We start from the raw sequence: 17,012 nt of genomic DNA, 5'->3' as shown, positions 1-17,012 counted from the left end.
CTTGGCGAAAAACGGGTTCCACTTCTTTCGCCGCGCTCTCGCGCCGCGCCTCGGAGCAGAAATGGTCGCCGCCGACAAACTGGCCTCGCCGGGCGCGCTGAGAATGACTCTGGCCTTCGCGGTCTTCGCGCACCATACGACCATGTTCAATCTCGGCATGTCGGCCGTGCTAATCTTCTTCGTGCTCAGCGGCTACTGGGTCGCGACCATGTGGTCGAACACCTATTCGAAGACGACCGCCGCCTACGCCACCTTCCTGGTTTCGCGCTTCTGGCGCGTCGCGCCCGTCTTCGCGCTGTGCTCGGCGATCTCCTGGGCGTTGTTGTTCTGGCGCGGCGCCGCGCCCGAGGAGGTCGGCGGCCTGTTGCGCCAGCTTTTCTCGAACGTCATGATCCTGGGCTATAATTCCCTGCCCTTCCAGGCCAATGCGCCCGGCTGGTCGCTGGACATGGAGATGCAATTCTATCTTATCGCGCCGCTATTCGTCTTCCTCGTGTCGCGGAATGTTTACGTCCTGCTCGGCTGCGTGCTGATTTCGATCCTGTCTCAGGCGCTGGGCGGCGCGACGACGGTCGCGCCCTTTCTCCTCTTCTTCGGGCTGGGCGTCGCCGCCGCGAGCCATAAGCTCATTCCGAGCCGCCGCCTCGCCTATGGCTCGCTCTATGCGACATTGGCGCTGCTGTTTCTGTGGAGCCTTTTCTTCGTCAAGGACATGGCGCTGGGCGAGACGCAGGGGGCCCTGCTCGCCTTCGGCGCCAAGACCAATCTCCTGATCGCCATGCTGATGACGCCCTGGGCGATCTACACCACGCAACAGAGGACGGGCGCGACCGACCGCATGATCGGCGACATGTCCTACATCTTCTATTTGCTGCACTGGTCCGTCATCGGCGCGCTGCACACGGGCGACGGCGGCTATCTCGACCGCGTCCTTCTCTGCGCGGAAGCGCTCCTTCTGATCCTCGCCGCCTCTTACCTGATCTGGGTCCTGTTCGACCGGCCGATCGGGAGATTGCGCGCGGCCTGGGTTTCGAGCCGGCGCGTGGTCCGCGAGCCGTTCATGGAGCCGGCGATCGCCTGAGCGATCCCGAACGCCGCCGAGCCGCGGCATGGCCGCGGCGCCTCATTGCTGATAAGGAGACGGCCAGGCGCCGCCGCGGTGACGGCGCCAAAGAGGCAATCGGGCCGTCGCTTTGATTTCGCAAGGATTTGCAATCCTGCTGCCGCATATGCGGCGCGCCTTCTTCGTCCTCTTCGTGACGACGGGCCTGACGCTCCTTACCCTGAAACGCACGGACGAGCCCTCGATCGTCTGCTCGCAGATCAATAGCGGGCCGGACGATTTCCGGGTCCTCGTCATCGGCGAATCCTGGGCGTCCGACGGCAAGCTCTTTCCGGAATTGCCGAAGGCCGTGTCGGCGAGATTGGGGGGACGGGGCGTCCAAGCCTGCAGCATCGGCTTCAACGGCCGCAATTCGAGGCTGCTCTATACGGAGCTGCGCGAAAAATTCCCCAAATACAGGCTCTATTCCCTTTACGAGGGAAAGACGCCGAACAAGGTTCTCGTGATGAACGGCGTCAATGACGAGATCCAGCATGTCGGCGCTTCGGCCTATGTCGAATATACGAGGAAGCTCGTCGACTATTTCTCCGACGCCGACGATGTCGAGGTCGTCGCCATACCGCGCGTCAATGAGCGCTGGTTCAAGCCGCCCAATCTCTTCAGCCGCATGAAGCGCAACATCCTGCGGTGCTTCTATGACGGCTGCGATTTCCAGGTGAACGACGTCTATCGCGTCGCGCTGTGGCGCGACCATCCCGAGACGCACATCCTCGAATTCGACGATTTCATCGACAAGTTCGAGGGCCACGAGGAATATTACAGATTGGACGGCGTCCATTTGACGGACGAGCATCTGCACAAATACGGCGCCTTCGTCGGCGGCGCCCTTTCCCTCGCCTCGACCGCGAGCCGGCGCAAATAAGCTATAAGCGCCAGATGGACCTCCTTTCCCGCCTCCTCCATCGCGACGGGCTCATGCTCGTCATCGACAAGCCGGCGGGCGTTCCGGTGCATCGCGGCCCCAAGGGCGGCCCGAGCCTCGAGGACGCCTTCGACCAGCTCCGCTTCGGCCTGCCGCGCGCGCCGGCGCTGGCCCATCGGCTCGACAAGGACACCTCCGGCTGCCTCGTGCTCGGCCGTCACCGCAAGGCGCTGGAGCGGCTCGGCAAGCTCTTCAAGTCGGGGGACGTCTCCAAGACCTATTGGGCCGTGGTGGAAGGCGGCCCGGACGCCGAGGCGGGCGAGATCGACCTGGCGCTCGGCCGCCTCGACGCCGCGCGCGGCTGGTGGATGCGGCCCGATCCGATGGGTCTGCCCTCGCGCACGAGCTGGCGCGTGCTGGGCCGCTCGCCCGAGGCCGCGCTGAGCTTCATCGAATTCACGCCGCATACGGGCCGAACCCACCAGATTCGCGTCCATGCGCAAGCGATGGGATGGCCGATCCTGGGCGATCCCATTTACGGGAGCGGAAAGCGCGAGGATTCGCCGCCGCTGCATCTCCATGCGCGCGCAGTCGTCATTCCGATGCGGGAGAGCAAGGAGCCGGTGAAGGCCGAGGCCCCGGCGCCGGCCCATATGCTCGAGGCGCTGGCGGCCTGCGGATGGCGGGCGGAAAGCCTGGCCGCGACAACTTTGGCGCCCGATTTGCCAAACGGCTCCGAAGCGCTCAAATTGTCCGACGCGGCAAAATTAAGCGCGCCAATGGCGCCGCCCCTCTCCCCGCCTGCGGGGAGAGGGGGCGCTCGGCGGTCGATTCAGCTATTTCGCCGCTGACTCTAGGGAGAAGCTTCCGTGGCGCCTCATTTCGCGCCCCTTTTGGACTCGCCAGAACGCCTTGCCGCCGCCGCAACCGACGATCGCTTCGCGCTGGACCGCATCCTGCTCAACGACTTGGCCAGCCTTGCAATCGAGAAGGCGAAACGCGGCGGCGCGAGCTATGTCGACATTCGCCTCGGCGAGACGCTTCGAGAATATTCCTGCGCCAAGGATGAACGGCTCGAGCATTTCGATGAACGCTCGACGCGCGGCTTCGGCCTGCGCGTGCTGCTCGACGGCTCCTGGGGCTTCTACGGCGCGCGGCGCCTCGACGCGGCGAGCGTGCGCGCGGGCGTGGAGCGGGCGCTCGAAAACGCGCGCGCCGTTCGGCCGATCCAGGGGCGGCCCATCGCCCTGGAGCGGCTTCCCGCCCATGAGGCCGAATGGATCATGCCCATGGGCGTCGATCCTTTCGCGATTCCGGCGCGCGACAAGGCCGATCTTCTTCTCGCCATCGCGGCCGCCGCGCGCGACAACGGCGCGGATTTCTGCGCCGCCTCGCTGTCGCTTGCGCGGGAGGAGCGGCTTTTCGCGAATAGTTTCGGCGCCCGGATCCGGCAGACGCGCACGCGCGTGCATCCGAGCTTCACGGCGACGGCGATCGATCGCGCCGCCGGGCGCATGGCGTCGCGCGACAGCCTCACCCCCGCCCGCGGCGCCGGCTGGGAATATGTGACGGACGCCGGTCTTCTCGAGGAAGCCGCGCGCGCCGGACGGCAGGCGCGCGAAAAGCTCGCGGCGAAGCCCGTCGCCGCCGGCGATTACGACCTCGTCATCGATCCGACCAATCTCTGGCTGACGATTCACGAGACCGTCGGCCATTCGACCGAGCTCGACCGCGTGCTGGGCTGGGAGGCGAATTTCGCCGGCACCAGCTTCGTGAAGCCCGCCATGCTGAACAATTTGCGCTTCGGCTCGGAGCTGATGACCATCGTCGCCGACCGTTCGCAACCCGGCGCGCTGGCGACCATCGGCTTTGACGACGACGGGGCGCCGGCGGCCTCGGCGGAATTCAAGATCGTCGAGAGCGGCGTCCTCAAAAACTTCCAGATGGCGCTGGGACAGGCGCATTATATCGGCCTCTCCGCCTCGAATGGCTGCGCCTATGCGGACAGCCCGACCTCCTTCCCGATTCAGCGCATGCCGAACATCTCGCTCGCGCCCAACCCCGACAAATGCTCGCTCGACGACCTTGTGAGCGGCGTTGAAGACGGCGTCTACATCGTCGGCGCGGGGAGCTGGAGCATCGACCAGCAGCGCGACAATTTCCAGTTCGGCGGCCAGCTCTTCTACGAGATCAAGAAGGGCAGGCTCGGCGAGATGCTGCGCGACGGCGCCTATCAGGGCCGCACGATTCCTTTCTGGAATTCGCTCGACGGGCTGGGCGACGCGAGCACATATCATCTGGACGGCACCTTCACCTGCGGCAAGGCGGAGCCGGTGCAGGTCGCGCCCGTCTCGCACGGCGCCCCGCCGGCGCGCTTCCGCAAGGCGCGCGTGCTGAACACGGGCGGCGGCGCATAGAATGTTCTTCTCCTCCGACGACGCCAAATCCATCGCCGACAGGATCATCGCGCGATCCGGCGCCGACGCCTGCGTGGTGAAGATCGAGGGCGGCGACGATTACGGCCTGCGCTTCGCGCGCGGCGGCGCGACGACGAATATCGCCACGTCGGAAGCGACGGCGCGCGTCTCGTCCCATATCGGCGGACGCGTCGGCTCGGCGACGACGACGAGCCTCGACGAAGCCGCGCTCGACGCGGCGCGGGCGCGTTCGGAGGAGATCGCGCGCATGCTGCCGGTCGATCCCGACTATGTCGCGCCGCTCGGGCCCCAGCAATATGACGCCTCCGCGCGCTATGACGACAACGCCGCCTCGCTGAGGCTTGAGGCGCTCGCGGCGCAAGCGGCGCGCGTGATCGCGGAGGGCGCGCGCAGAGGCGTCGATACCTTCGGCTGCGCGTCGAGCGCGCGGCGCTTCGAGACGCTCGCGACCAGCAACGGCCTTTTCTCCTATGAGCGTCGAAGCGAGATCGACCTCTCCGCCACGGCGCGCAACAGGACCGACACATGGTCCGGCTGGGCCGGCGCGCATGAATATTTCGGCGCGCGGCTCGACGCCGACGCCATTGCGCGGCGCGCCTGCGAGAAGGCGGCCCATGACGTCGCGCCCATGGATCTCGAGCCCGGCGATTATACGGTCATCCTCGAACCCGTCGCCGTAGCGGAGCTCGCCTTCTGGGCGCTGAGAGCCATGGACGCGCGCGCCGCCGACGAGGGACGCAGTTTCTATGCGCGGCCGGGCGGCGGCGCGATGGTCGGCGAGAAGCTCTTCGACGAGAAGCTGACCATCCGCGTCGATCCCGCCGATCCGCTGGCGCCCGAAAGCGGCGTCGGCTGGGAAGGCGTACCGCATCGCGCGCGCGCCTTCATCGACAAAGGCGTCGTCTCGACGCTCTACCGGTCGCGCTCATGGGCGCGGAAGACCGACGCCGAGCCGATCCCCTTCGCGCGCAATTTCATCATGGAGGGTGGCGACGCCTCGCTCGAAGACATGATCCGGTCGGTGAAGCGCGGCGTGCTCGTCACGCGCATCTGGTACGAGAATATGGTGGAGCCGAAGAGCTTGCTGCTCACCGGCCTCACGCGCGACGGCAACTTTCTGATCGAAAACGGCCGCGTGACGGCGCCCGTGCGCAATATGCGCTTCAACCAGCGCCTCGGCGAGCTTTTCGGCCGCGTCGTCGCCTTCGGGAAGACGGAGCGCACCTGGCGCGCGATCGGCGGCGGCGCGCCGGCGGCGCCCCCGATGCTGGCGGAGAAGTTTCACTTCTCTTCGAAATCGAGCGGCATCTAGCCCGGAATTTCGTGTATGCTGCGCGCGCCTGAAGGGAGCGCGCGCTGCATGTTTCTTCGTGTTCTTATCGCTTTCCTCACCCTCGCCGCCGCCCTGCCCGCATACGCGCTGGACAAGGCGACCTTCGCGACGAACTGGCGCGCGCAGGCCGAGCATGGCGGCTTCTATCAGGCGGTCGCGGACGGCACATACGCCCGCTACGGGCTCGACGTGACGATCCTGCAGGGCGGCCCGCAAATCAACGCCCGACTGCTGCTCGCCGCCGGGCGCGTGGATTTCGCCATGGGCGCGAACACGCTCCAGATGTTCGAGTCCGTGCGGGCGAACGTGCCCATCGTCGCCGTCGCGAGCATGTTCCAGATCGAGCCGGCGATCTTCATGTCCCATCCCGGCGAAGGGCTCGACCGTTTCGAGGATTTGCCGAAGGCCACCGTTTTCATCGCCAGCGACTTTCGCGCCTCTGTCTGGCAATGGCTGAAGCAGGCCTATGGCTTCAAGGACGAGAAGGCGAAGCCCTACGGCTTCAACGCCGCGCCTTTCCTTGCAGATAAGAAATCCGTGCAGGAAGGCATTCTGACCTCCGAGCCCTACGCGATCGAGACGAAAGGCGGCTTCTCGCCGAATGTCTTTTTGCTCGCCGATTATGGCTATGACAGCTATTCGACGACGATCGAAACGCGGGCGGAGACGATCGAGCGGAGAGCCGATTTCGTGCAACGCTTCGTCGACGCCTCGATCATCGGCTGGTACAATTACGTCTATGGCGACAACGCCGCCGCCAACGCCGCGATCAAACGCGACAATCCGGAAATGACGGACGGCCAGATCGCTTTTTCGATCGCGAAGATGAAAGAGCGCGGCGTCGTCGATTCCGGCGACTCGCTCATGCTGGGCGTCGGCGCGATGACCGATGCGCGCATGAAGAGCTTCTTCGACAAGATGGCGAAAGCGGGACTCGCGCCCTCGGACCTCGATTACAAGAAGGGCTATACGCTGCGCTTCATCGGCAGGAAGGTGGGAATGGAGCTGCGCCGGTGATCGACGCCGTCATTGCGAGGAACGCGGCGACGCAGCAATCCGGAGCCGTAATGGGGCTCTGGATTGCTTCGCTTCGCTCGCAATGACGAGGAGAGCGACGCATGGCCGCCCTCGTCTCTCTCCACGGCGTCTCCAAGACCTTCCCCAATGGCGTCACCGCGCTCTCAAGCCTCGATCTCGACGTGCGCGAGGGCGAGACGCTGACGCTCCTCGGGCCGTCGGGTTGCGGCAAATCCACCGTGCTGCGGCTCATTGCGGGCCTCGCGAGGCCGAGCGTCGGCGCCATCACATGGGCCGATCCGCTGGCGCGGAAGAATCTCGGCGTCGTCATGCAGGATGCGACGCTGCTTCCCTGGGCGAGCGTCTTCGACAATGTCTATCTGCCGCTGCGCCTCGCGGGCGCGAGCCGCGCCGAGGCCGGCCCGCGCGTCATGGAGGCGCTGGCGCGCGTCGGCCTCGCGGATTTCGCGGCCGCCCTGCCCCGCGAGCTGTCGGGCGGCATGAAGATGCGCTGTTCCATCGCCCGCGCGCTCGTCACCAGGCCGTCGCTCATTCTGATGGACGAGCCCTTCGCCGCGCTCGACGAAGTGACGCGCTTCAAGCTCAATGACGACCTCGTGGCGCTGAAACGCGATCTCGGCGCGACCATCGTCTTCGTCACGCATTCCATCTTCGAGAGCGCCTTTCTCTCGACGCGCATTGTCGTCATGTCGAGGCCGCGCGGCCGAATCGTCGAAGAAATCGAGACCGACTCCGGGCTTCCGCGCGACGCGGATTTCCGCATGAGCGCCGCCTTCTCCGACATTTGCCGCCGCGCCTCGCTCGCATTGCGCAAAGCGACGGGAGAAGCCGCGTGACGAAGCTGCGCGACGCCGCAATCCCCCTCGCCGTCTTCGCCGCCGCGCTCGGGGCATGGGAATGGATCGTCGCCTGGAAGGCGATCCCGCCTTATGTGCTTCCGGCGCCCAGCGTGATTTTTGCGAAGCTGATCGAGGATCGCGCGCTTCTCTTCTCTTCCCTCCTCGTCACGCTTGGCGTGACGCTGAAAGCGCTCGCGATTGCGACCGTCTGCGGCGTCGCGCTCGCTCTGCTGCTCGCGCAATCGAAATGGCTGGAGCGGGCGTTGCTGCCTTTCGCCGTGATTTTGCAGGTGACGCCGGTCATCGCCATCGCGCCGCTGCTGCTCGTTTACATGCAGCCCGACAATGCGGTGCTCGTCTGCGCCTTCCTCGTCGCCTTCTTTCCGATCTTGTCCAACGCCGCGCTCGGCCTCGCCTCTGTCGACCATGCGCTGCGCGATCTCTTCGATCTCTATCGCGCCTCGGCCTGGCAGAAGCTGATCTATCTGCGCCTGCCGGCGGCGCTGCCGCAGTTTTTGGCCGGCTTGCGCATCGGCGGCGGCCTGTCGCTCATCGGCGCGATCGTCGCGGAACTGGCGGCGGGCGCCTCGGGCCAGGGAGCCGGCCTCGCCTATCGCATCGTGGAGGCGGGCTTCCGGCTGGACATTCCCCGCATGTTCGCGGCGCTGGCGCTGATCTCGATGGCGGGGCTTGCGATTTACGGCGCGCTCGCGGCGCTGTCGCATGTCTTGCTGCGAAGATGGCACGAAAGCGCGAGAGAGCGGAGCGATTAGTCATTGCCCGCGTCGCAGGCGGAAGCCCGCCGCCCTTGCGAGGAGGCGCGGTCGACGAAGCAATCCGGAGCCGCCGCGCGCCGGCCCCGGGCTGCGCGAAGTCGGGCTCATCCGGCTTCGAGAAACATGCCCTCAACTGTGGCTCAAATGCGAAGGCGTCTATTGCCCCGCATCTCCTCCCACCTCGTCGAGATGATAGACGTCGTCCCGGAAATGCACCGTCCCGTCCGCCGACGCCCAGCCGGTCATATAGACCCACACGACCGGCACGGGGCGCGCGAGCTTCACCTCCTCGCGCTCCCCCGACGCGATCTTGGCGTTGATCTGCTCCTTCGCGACCGACGGCCCGCTGGCGCCGTCGAGGATCCAGGCGGCGAGATCGACCACGCCCTGCACGCGCACGCAGCCATGCGAGAGAAAGCGGTAATCGTTCGCGAACAGATTTCGCGACGGCGTGTCGTGCATATAGACCGAATGAGGATTGGGCATGGAGATGCGGATCGAGCCGAGCGAATTGCCCGCGCCGGAATCCTGGCGCAGCGTGTAGTTCGCCGCCTTCTCGCTCGCCCAGTTGATCGAGCGCGGATCGACCTCCTCGCCCTTGTTGTTCAGCACGCGAATGCGCTGACGCGCGAGATAGCCGGCGTCCTTCAGCATATGCGGCGCGATCTCGTTCTTGATGATCGAGATCGGCACGGTCCAGGTGGGGTTGATGTTCACCGCCACGACCTTCGCCTGCACCTCCGGCGAATGATGCTCGGGGTCGCCGACGATCGCGACATAGCGGCGCACGACGCGGTCGTTCTCCACGGCGTCGACCGCCGTCGAGGGAATGTTGACGACGATGTAGCGGTCGCCGAAAGGGAAATCGAGGCCAGCGAGGCGCTGCGCGCTGGAGGCGAGCTGCTGGAAGCGCACATTCGCCGGCACGTCGAGCGCGCGCAGCGTGGCGCCGGCGACGACGCCGGTCTGTTTAAGGCCCATGCGGAACTGAAAGCGCTTTACGGCGGCGGCGAGCTCGGGGTCCCAGCTCTGCTTGCGCGTGTCGGAAAGCGCGTCGTCCTCCGCCGCGAGACGGCGCCGCAGCGCCGCGACCGCAGGCCCTTTCGCGCCGGGACGCAGCGAGACGCCCACCGTCGGCCAGCCGCCGAGATCGACGATCTGCGCATAGCGCTCCGAGGCCTTGGAGGTGGTGAAGAAAGTCTCGGGCTGCAGCACCGGCGTCGGATCGTCGGAGAGCGCCGTCTCGCGCGGCGGCGCCGGCGGGCGGGGCTTGGGTTTCGGCTTCGGCGCGGGAACGCCGGCGTCGGCCGCGGGCGCCGACGGTTCCGGGGATGCGGGCGCCGCGGGAGCCGGGACCGCCGGAGCTGGGGCGGCGGGCGCCGGCGCGTTCTGGGCCAGCGATGAGCCGGCGCCTATCAGCGCGCTCGCAATCAATCCCGCGCCGAGAAAGCGCGCGGTCTTCGTCATTCTTTCAATCGCCATTTTCCAGCCGCCTCTGAAGCCGCCGCCGTTCGCGCGCTTGCGTCTTTCCTCCGCTTTTCGACCGCGTCGCGGCGAGAATCAACTTAAAATTCGATCGATCGCCAATGCGCAAACAATGGCGCGACGCCGCTTAACTCCAATTGCGGTCGATGCTTTCTTGTGATCTCTTACAGCGGCATATTCGCGATTCATTGGGAGAGAACGCCATGTTGAAAAATAAAAGCGTCATCATGTCGGCATGCGCCTGGCTCGGCGCGGTTTCGCTGATCGCGCTGGGAGCGGCCGCTCCAGCCGCCGCGCAAGTGAAATTCGCCGATCAGGGATGGACGCTCGCGGAGCGGAACGATTTCTACAGCCTCGACCAGGGAGCCCGCATCGTCCCGCTGGATTGGATCAAGGCGCTGAAGCGCGCCGACGGGTCGGGCTTTCTCGACGACGGCTTCGGGCGTTACGGCTACCTGCCCAATCCCGCCAGCCCCACGCCGGGCCTCCCCGTCGGGTTTCTGTCCGCGCCCTATGGCGACAAACCCTATCTGAGCATGACCTGCTCGGCCTGCCATACGCGACAGATCGAGATCGACGGCGCGCCGATGCGCATTGACGGCGGGCCGGCGCTCGTCGATTTCCAGCGCCTCTTCGACGATATGGACGCCGCCTTCGACAAGGTCGCGACGGACGAGGCGGCCTTCGCCGCATTTTCCTCCGGCGTGCTCGGGGCCGGCGCCTCGCAGGCGGATCGGGACAGGCTGCGGGGGGAGTTCAAGGCGTGGTTCGAACCCTTCCATACGATCTTCCGGCTCGCGCTGCATCCGAAGGACAAGCCGCGGCCGCTGGGCCTGGAATGGGGGCCGGGCCGCGCCGACGCCGTTTCGATGATCTTCAACCGCGTCGCCGGCCTCGATATTGGCGGCGCCGGGAAACGCATCATCGAGGAGAACATCCAGGCGGCGGACGCGCCGGTGCGCTATCCCTTCGTCTGGAATGCGGCCCGGCAGTACATGACCCAATGGCCGGGCTTCGCGAAGAATGGTGACGACATTCTCGGCCTGGCGCGCAATGTCGGCGAGGTCTATGGCGTCTTCGGCGTGTTCAAGCCCGACAAGCTGCCCATTATCGGCGGCGTCCGCTATCTCGAAGGCTCGTCGCTCAATTTCCCCGGCCTTATGCGGCTCGAGACTTTGATCACAAAGCTCGAGCCGCCGAAATGGCCCGGCAAGCTCGACCCCGATCTGGTGAAGCAAGGCGCCGAGATTTTCAACTGGTCCGAGCAGAAGGGCGGCTGCGGACCGAATTGCCATGAGGTGAACACGAAAGTCGATCCGCCGCGCCTCTGCGCGAAGCCCGGGGAGACATGGGCCACGCCCATTCAGGACGTGAAGACGGACGGCGCGGAATATCAAGTGCTCGGGCGCCGCGCCAAGACCGGCGTCCTCGAGGGAGAACTCATCCCGCTGCCGCCTTTCACCAACAAGCTGAAGGACGAAGACGCGATCTTCAATATTCTGAGCACGGCGGTCTTTCAGTCGATCATCCGCGCCCCGATTCAGTTCAGGAATCTGCTTCTGTTCGATCCGATCGTGCAGGAATGTCTGAAAAACCGGGCGGGCCAGGATTCGGCTGAAACGCTCGACGTGCTCAAGGGAAATTTCATCAGCGTGATGGAGGAGAGCCTGAAGGCCCTCTACCGGAAGGACACGCCGCCTTCGCCCGCCTATGAGTCGCGCGTGCTGAAGGGCGTCTGGGCGACCGCGCCCTATCTCCACAACGGCTCCGTCCCCACTTTGGCCGATCTGCTGAAGCCGCCGGCTCAGCGACCGGCGAGCTTCCAGGTCGGTCCGGCCTATGACATGGAAAATGTCGGCCTCGCCGCGGATCAGACGAAATTCAATTTCGTCTACAAGACCACCGCCGCCTGCGGCGGAAATGGGGACGCCTCGGCCAATAGCCGCTGCGGCCACAATTTCGGCGCGCAACTGACCGAGCCTCAGAAAAAGGCGCTGCTGGAATATCTGAAGAGCCTCTGACGGCCGCCCGGACCAAAGAGAAAATGCGGGGGCGCCTCGGCGCCCCTTGCCTTTTGCGCCGCCGCCCCGCATACCCCGCGCCAACGGAAAACTCTCCAGACAAGCGGGACGGATATGGGCTTCAAATGCGGCATTGTCGGTCTGCCGAATGTCGGCAAATCGACCCTCTTCAACGCGCTCACGCAGACCGCGGCGGCGCAGGCCGCAAATTATCCCTTCTGCACCATCGAGCCCAATGTCGGCGCCGTGGCCGTGCCGGATCCGCGCCTCGATAAATTGTCCGAGATCGCCGGCTCCAAGCAGATCATCCCGACGCAGCTCACCTTCGTGGACATTGCCGGCCTCGTGCGCGGCGCTTCCAAGGGCGAGGGCCTCGGCAACCAGTTTCTGGCCAATATCCGCGAATGCGACGCCATCGCCCATGTCGTGCGCTGCTTCGAGGATGGCGACGTGACCCATGTCGAGTGCGGCGTCGATCCGATCCGAGACATCGAGACGATCGAAACCGAGCTGATGCTCGCCGACCTCGAAAGCCTGGAAAAGCGCGTCGTCGCGCTCGAAAAGAAGGCCAAGGGCGGCGACAAGGAAGCCAAGGAACAGGTCGACCTCATGAACCGCTGCCTCGCGCCGCTACGCGAAGGCAAGCCCGCCCGCATGGCGAAGGTCTCTGAGGAGGAGCGCAAGGCCTTCGAAGGGCTGGGGCTCCTGTCGTCCAAGCCGGTTCTCTATGTCTGCAATGTGGAGGAGGAGTCGGCGGCCGAAGGCAATGGCAATTCGGCCAAGGTCGCGGCGCGGGCCAGGGAAGAGGGCGCGGCCGCCGTCGTGGTGTCGGCGAAGATCGAGAGCGAGATCGCCGTGATGCCGCCCGAGGAGCAGAAGGATTTTCTGGAGGCCGTGGGCCTGACCGAGCCCGGCCTCAACCGCGTCATCCGCGCCGGCTACGACCTGCTGCGCCTCATCACCTATTTCACCGTCGGACCGAAGGAGGCCCGCGCCTGGACGATCGAGAAGGGCACCCGCGCCCCGGCGGCGGCAGGCGTGATCCATACGGATTTCGAGAAGGGATTCATCCGCGCCGAAACGATCGCCTATGACGACTACGTCGCCAATAAGGGCGAAGCGGGCGCGCGCGACGCCGGACGGCTAAGGCTGGAAGGGAAGGAGTATGTGGTCGCGGACGGCGACGTGATGCATTTCAGGTTCAATACGTGATGGGAGATTGACGGACTAAAGCCGCAGGGGAATATTGTTCCCGAGGAATGCGCCCCGATGACTTCTTACACAGTCCAACTGCCCGATGAGACCCTGAGCAAGCTCGACCTTCTAGCCAGGAAGCTCGACCGCTCGCCAGCCTCTGTTGCGGCGCAGGCGATTGAAGACTTCGTTAGGCTTGAAGAGTGGCGCATTCGCGAAATTGAGGCGGGGGTCGCAGAGGCCGAAGCCGGCGATTTTGCGACGCCTGAGGAGATCAAACGCGTTTTCGATAAGTTCGCCGCGCGCAAATCATGAGCTTGCGGGCCGTTCGTTGGACTAGGCGCGCCCTTAGACGACTCGAGCAGATTGGCGAATATATCTCGAAGGACAATCCTCAGGCGGCGTCCCGCGTGGCGGCTCGGATCACTTCTGCGGGGGCGGCGCTCGCAGACTATCCCGAGATGGGCCGGACAGGCCGAGTGAAAGGCACGCGCGAACTTCCGCTCGTGGACCTCCCCTATATTGTCGCCTATCGGGTGAAAAAGAGCGACGTGGAAATTTTGACGATCATCCACACCGCTCAAAAATGGCCGGACGACTTATAAACGACGACTGACCGCTTACTCTCACCCCTGCTTCGACAAATTATCGATCCGCTTGTTCAGCTCATCCAACTGTCGCTTCAGCTCGGCCACGTCGCCGCCCTCCTTGGCGGGCGCCGCGCCCTCATGCTCGTCCAGCGACGGCCCGGTCGTGCCCGTCACGCCCTCGGTCGGCAGGCCGAAAGGGTTGAACATGGTGAGCGCCTGGCGGAACACGGCCATGTTCTTGCGGGCCTGCTCCTCCATCGCCTGGAAGGCGGCGCGGGTCGGTTCGGCAAAGGGGCCCGCGGGGAGCGCCGAGGTGAACTGGTCCCGGAACTTCTGCTGTTCCTTGGTGAGCTTGTCGATCGAGAACTCCAGATAGCTCGGCACGAGCATCTGCATCGAGTCGCCATAGAAGCGGATGAGCTGTCGCAGGAAGGCGATGGGCAGCAGGCTCTGGCCGTCCTTGCCCTCCTGCTCGAAGATGATCTGGGTGAGCACGGGGCGGGTGATGTCCTCACCCGTCTTGGCGTCGCAGACGACGAAATCCTCGCCCCGCTTCACCATGGCGGCGAGGTCTTCGAGGGTCACGTAAGTGCTTGTTCCCGTGTCGTACAAGCGACGGTTGGCGTATTTCTTGATGGTGGTCGGTTTCTTCTCGGTCGCCATACGCCTGACAATGCTCCCCTCGCCGCATGGGCAGCCTAAAAAAAGGTCAAGCCCAGCCGATTGACGATAGACGCATTTTGGCGCCTGCGGCAATATTTTCCTTGGCGAAGCCTTTCGCTCCCCCTCAATTCCGTGCAAAACGGGCCGCGGCTTGACGAACGCAAGCGCGAAGTGCTCAACCACATCCGCCCCGGCCGGGCGCTATGCGGGGCTTGAGGGCCCGACCAATCTTAAAGGGAGACAGATATGACGACCGATATCGTGATCGTTTCCGCGGCGCGCACCGCCGTCGGATCGTTCAACGGAGCCTTTGCCACGGTTCCGGCCCACGAGCTCGGCGCTGCTGCTGTCAAGGCCGCCCTCGAGCGCGCCAAGGTCGATTCCAAGGAAGTCTGCGAAGTCATTCTCGGCCAGGTGCTCGGCGCCGCCCAGGGCCAGAACCCCGCCCGCCAGGCCGCGATCAAGGCGGGCGTGCCGGACAGCGCCACCGCTTTCGGGGTCAACCAGGTCTGCGGCTCGGGCCTGCGCGCCGTGGCGCTCGCCGCTCAGCAGATCCAGGCCGGAGACGCCCAGATCGTCGTCGCGGGCGGCCAGGAGTCCATGTCGCTTTCGACCCACGCCTCGCATATGCGCGCCGGCACCAAGATGGGCGACGTCAAGTTCATCGACACGATGATCATGGACGGCCTCACCGACGCCTTCAACAACTATCACATGGGCATTACGGCCGAGAACGTCGCCAAGAAGTGGCAGATCACCCGCGAGGAGCAGGACGCCTTCGCCGTCGCCTCGCAGAACAAGGCCGAGGCCGCGCAGAAGGCCGGCAGGTTCAAGGACGAGATCGTCCCCTACACCATCTCGACCCGCAAGGGCGACGTGGTCGTCGACGCCGACGAATATATCAAGCATGGCGTCACCCTAGACGGCGTGGCGAAGCTGAAGCCCGCCTTCAGCAAGGACGGCACGGTGACGGCCGCCAACGCTTCCGGCATCAATGACGGCGCCGCGGCGCTCGTCGTCATGTCCGCCGCGGAAGCGGCCAAGCGCGGCCTGACGCCTCTCGCCCGCATCGCCTCCTGGGCGACGGCCGGCGTCGATCCGACCGTGATGGGCTCGGGTCCGATCCCGGCCTCGCGCAAGGCGCTGGAAAAGGCGGGCTGGAAGGTTTCCGACCTCGACCTCGTCGAGGCGAACGAGGCCTTCGCGGCCCAGGCCATCGCCGTCAACAAGGAACTGGGCTGGAACACCGACATTGTGAACGTGAATGGCGGCGCCATCGCCATCGGCCATCCGATCGGCGCCTCGGGGGCGCGCGTGCTCACCACGCTGCTCCACGAGATGGCCCGCCGCGACGCCAAGAAGGGCCTCGCCACGCTCTGCATCGGCGGCGGCATGGGCATCGCGCTGACCGTCGAGCGGTAATCGCTCCCCCTCTCCCCGTGAAACGGGGAGAGGGTTGGGGTGAGGGGCAAGGCGGCGTTCGCCGCGCTGATCGCATTCGCCGACGGACGATCCGGCGCCGTCATGGCGGCCCGCCCCTCGCCCTGGCCCTCTCCCCGCGAGCGGGAGAAGGGACGCCCCGCCCATTCACACAGATCTTTAAGGAGAACACCAAATGGCAAGAGTTGCAGTCGTCACGGGCGGCACCCGCGGCATCGGCGAGGCGATTTCCAAGGCGCTGAAGGCCGCCGGCTACAATGTCGCCGCGACCTATGCCGGCAATGACGAGGCCGCCAACAAGTTCAAGGCCGAGACCGGCATTCCGGTCTATAAGTTCGACGTTTCGGATTACGACGCCTGCGCCGCCGGCGTCGCGGCCATCGAGAAGGATCTCGGCCCGGTCGAGGTGCTCGTCAACAATGCCGGCATCACCAAGGACCGCCTGTTCCACAAGATGGAGCTGGCGCAGTGGCAGGCGGTGATCAACACCAATTTGAACTCGCTCTTTAACGTCACGCGTCCGGTCATCAACGGCATGCGCGATCGCGGGTTTGGGCGCATCATCGTCATCTCGTCGATCAACGGCCAGAAGGGCCAGGCCGGCCAGACCAACTACTCCGCCTCCAAGGCCGGCGACATCGGCTTCGTGAAGGCGCTGGCGCAGGAGTCGGCCTCCAAGGGCATCACCGTCAACGCCATCGCGCCGGGCTATATCGCCACGGAAATGGTGAAGGCCGTTCCGCAGGACGTGCTCGATAAGCACATCCTCCCCTATATCGCCGTCGGCCGCCTCGGCGAACCGGAGGAGATCGCGCGCGCCGTCGTGTTCCTGGCGGCGGACGACGCCGGCTTCATCACCGGCTCGACGCTGACCATCAATGGCGGCCAGTATCTGGTTTAAGTCGGCGCCTTACGGCGTTCGGAATGCTGAGACGGCCGGCCTCGCGCCGGCCGTCTTGTTTTCTGTTGGGCCGATTTTCGCATTCATGGCGTAAGCATTACTCTTGCTAATAGTTTCCGTCTCTCGAATTGCTGGCCTTTTTGTTGATGTTTTCCGCCGTCATTGCGAGCGAAGCGAAGCAATGAGGGCCGCGAATGAACGTCCTCCAAAAAGTCCGTCAATTCGAGTGACTGCTTCCGCATACCCGGGTTGATTTCATGTTTGGCGGAGCGGCGGTTTGCATCGTCAAAGCTCAAGGCGGACACGGCA

The 17,012-nt window shown here is 65.2% G+C and carries 15 protein-coding genes and 1 pseudogene; 14 read left to right on the top strand and 2 right to left on the bottom strand.

What is annotated here, in order from left to right:
- Positions 1 to 61: 61 nt before the first annotated feature.
- The 8 genes and pseudogenes from ACV7JP_RS11225 (at position 62) to ACV7JP_RS11190 (ending at position 8,406) form a co-directional block, all read left to right on the top strand.
- The gene (locus tag ACV7JP_RS11225; RefSeq protein WP_457795766.1) at positions 62 to 1,081 is read left to right on the top strand and encodes an acyltransferase family protein; all 1,020 of its coding nucleotides are present in this window, start codon (positions 62 to 64) and stop codon (positions 1,079 to 1,081) included.
- Positions 1,082 to 1,193: 112 nt separating this feature from the next.
- A complete protein-coding gene (locus ACV7JP_RS11220; protein WP_457795765.1) occupies positions 1,194 to 1,985 on the top strand; it encodes an SGNH/GDSL hydrolase family protein in 792 nt (263 codons plus the stop codon).
- 14 nt (positions 1,986 to 1,999) lie between these two features.
- Positions 2,000 to 2,683, top strand: a pseudogene (locus tag ACV7JP_RS11215) (RluA family pseudouridine synthase); the annotation flags it as partial.
- 171 nt (positions 2,684 to 2,854) lie between these two features.
- Positions 2,855 to 4,402 carry a TldD/PmbA family protein gene (locus ACV7JP_RS11210; RefSeq protein WP_457795764.1) on the top strand — a complete coding sequence of 516 codons (1,548 nt, stop codon included), beginning with the start codon at positions 2,855 to 2,857 and terminating at the stop codon, positions 4,400 to 4,402.
- A gap of 1 nt (position 4,403) precedes the next feature.
- Positions 4,404 to 5,735, top strand: a complete 1,332-nt coding sequence (locus tag ACV7JP_RS11205) for a TldD/PmbA family protein (RefSeq protein ID WP_457795763.1) — start codon at positions 4,404 to 4,406, stop codon at positions 5,733 to 5,735.
- Between the two features lie 48 nt (positions 5,736 to 5,783).
- A complete protein-coding gene (locus ACV7JP_RS11200; RefSeq protein ID WP_457795762.1) occupies positions 5,784 to 6,773 on the top strand; it encodes an ABC transporter substrate-binding protein in 990 nt (329 codons plus the stop codon).
- A 101-nt stretch (positions 6,774 to 6,874) separates the two neighbouring features.
- On the top strand, positions 6,875 to 7,630 hold the full coding sequence (locus ACV7JP_RS11195; RefSeq protein WP_457795761.1) for an ABC transporter ATP-binding protein: 756 nt from the start codon (positions 6,875 to 6,877) through the stop codon (positions 7,628 to 7,630).
- Entirely contained in the window at positions 7,627 to 8,406 is a 780-nt protein-coding gene (locus ACV7JP_RS11190) for an ABC transporter permease (RefSeq protein WP_457795760.1), read from the top strand. Before ACV7JP_RS11195 ends, ACV7JP_RS11190 begins: the two co-directional genes overlap by 4 nt.
- A gap of 159 nt (positions 8,407 to 8,565) precedes the next feature.
- On the opposite strand, the gene ACV7JP_RS11185 is transcribed toward ACV7JP_RS11190, so the two are convergent.
- A complete protein-coding gene (locus ACV7JP_RS11185; RefSeq protein WP_457795759.1) occupies positions 8,566 to 9,891 on the bottom strand; it encodes a L,D-transpeptidase family protein in 1,326 nt (441 codons plus the stop codon).
- 206 nt (positions 9,892 to 10,097) lie between these two features.
- Between ACV7JP_RS11185 and ACV7JP_RS11180 the strand changes: the two genes are divergently transcribed.
- The 4 genes from ACV7JP_RS11180 (at position 10,098) to ACV7JP_RS11165 (ending at position 13,714) form a co-directional block, all read left to right on the top strand.
- On the top strand, positions 10,098 to 11,915 hold the full coding sequence (locus ACV7JP_RS11180; RefSeq protein ID WP_457795758.1) for a di-heme-cytochrome C peroxidase: 1,818 nt from the start codon (positions 10,098 to 10,100) through the stop codon (positions 11,913 to 11,915).
- A gap of 114 nt (positions 11,916 to 12,029) precedes the next feature.
- A complete protein-coding gene (gene ychF, locus ACV7JP_RS11175; protein ID WP_457795757.1) occupies positions 12,030 to 13,127 on the top strand; it encodes a redox-regulated ATPase YchF in 1,098 nt (365 codons plus the stop codon).
- Positions 13,128 to 13,184: 57 nt separating this feature from the next.
- On the top strand, positions 13,185 to 13,424 hold the full coding sequence (locus tag ACV7JP_RS11170; RefSeq protein WP_457795756.1) for a CopG family ribbon-helix-helix protein: 240 nt from the start codon (positions 13,185 to 13,187) through the stop codon (positions 13,422 to 13,424).
- The gene (locus ACV7JP_RS11165) at positions 13,421 to 13,714 is read left to right on the top strand and encodes a type II toxin-antitoxin system RelE/ParE family toxin (RefSeq protein WP_457795755.1); all 294 of its coding nucleotides are present in this window, start codon (positions 13,421 to 13,423) and stop codon (positions 13,712 to 13,714) included. Before ACV7JP_RS11170 ends, ACV7JP_RS11165 begins: the two co-directional genes overlap by 4 nt.
- A 21-nt stretch (positions 13,715 to 13,735) precedes the next feature.
- Here the strand turns inward: ACV7JP_RS11165 and phaR are convergent, their stop codons facing one another.
- On the bottom strand, positions 13,736 to 14,362 hold the full coding sequence (gene phaR, locus ACV7JP_RS11160; RefSeq protein ID WP_457795754.1) for a polyhydroxyalkanoate synthesis repressor PhaR: 627 nt from the start codon (positions 14,360 to 14,362) through the stop codon (positions 13,736 to 13,738).
- A gap of 246 nt (positions 14,363 to 14,608) precedes the next feature.
- Between phaR and ACV7JP_RS11155 the strand changes: the two genes are divergently transcribed.
- Both ACV7JP_RS11155 and phbB read left to right on the top strand, forming a co-directional pair.
- Positions 14,609 to 15,784 (top strand): acetyl-CoA C-acetyltransferase, encoded by a 1,176-nt coding sequence (locus ACV7JP_RS11155; protein WP_457795753.1) that lies wholly within the window; start codon positions 14,609 to 14,611, stop codon positions 15,782 to 15,784.
- A gap of 193 nt (positions 15,785 to 15,977) precedes the next feature.
- Complete coding sequence (phbB, locus tag ACV7JP_RS11150) at positions 15,978 to 16,703, top strand: acetoacetyl-CoA reductase (protein ID WP_457795752.1); 726 nt, start codon at positions 15,978 to 15,980, stop codon at positions 16,701 to 16,703.
- Positions 16,704 to 17,012 lie beyond the last annotated feature (309 nt).

The organism is Methylocystis sp. S23, from assembly GCF_054106005.1.
This window is presented reverse-complemented; position numbering and strand designations above follow the sequence as displayed.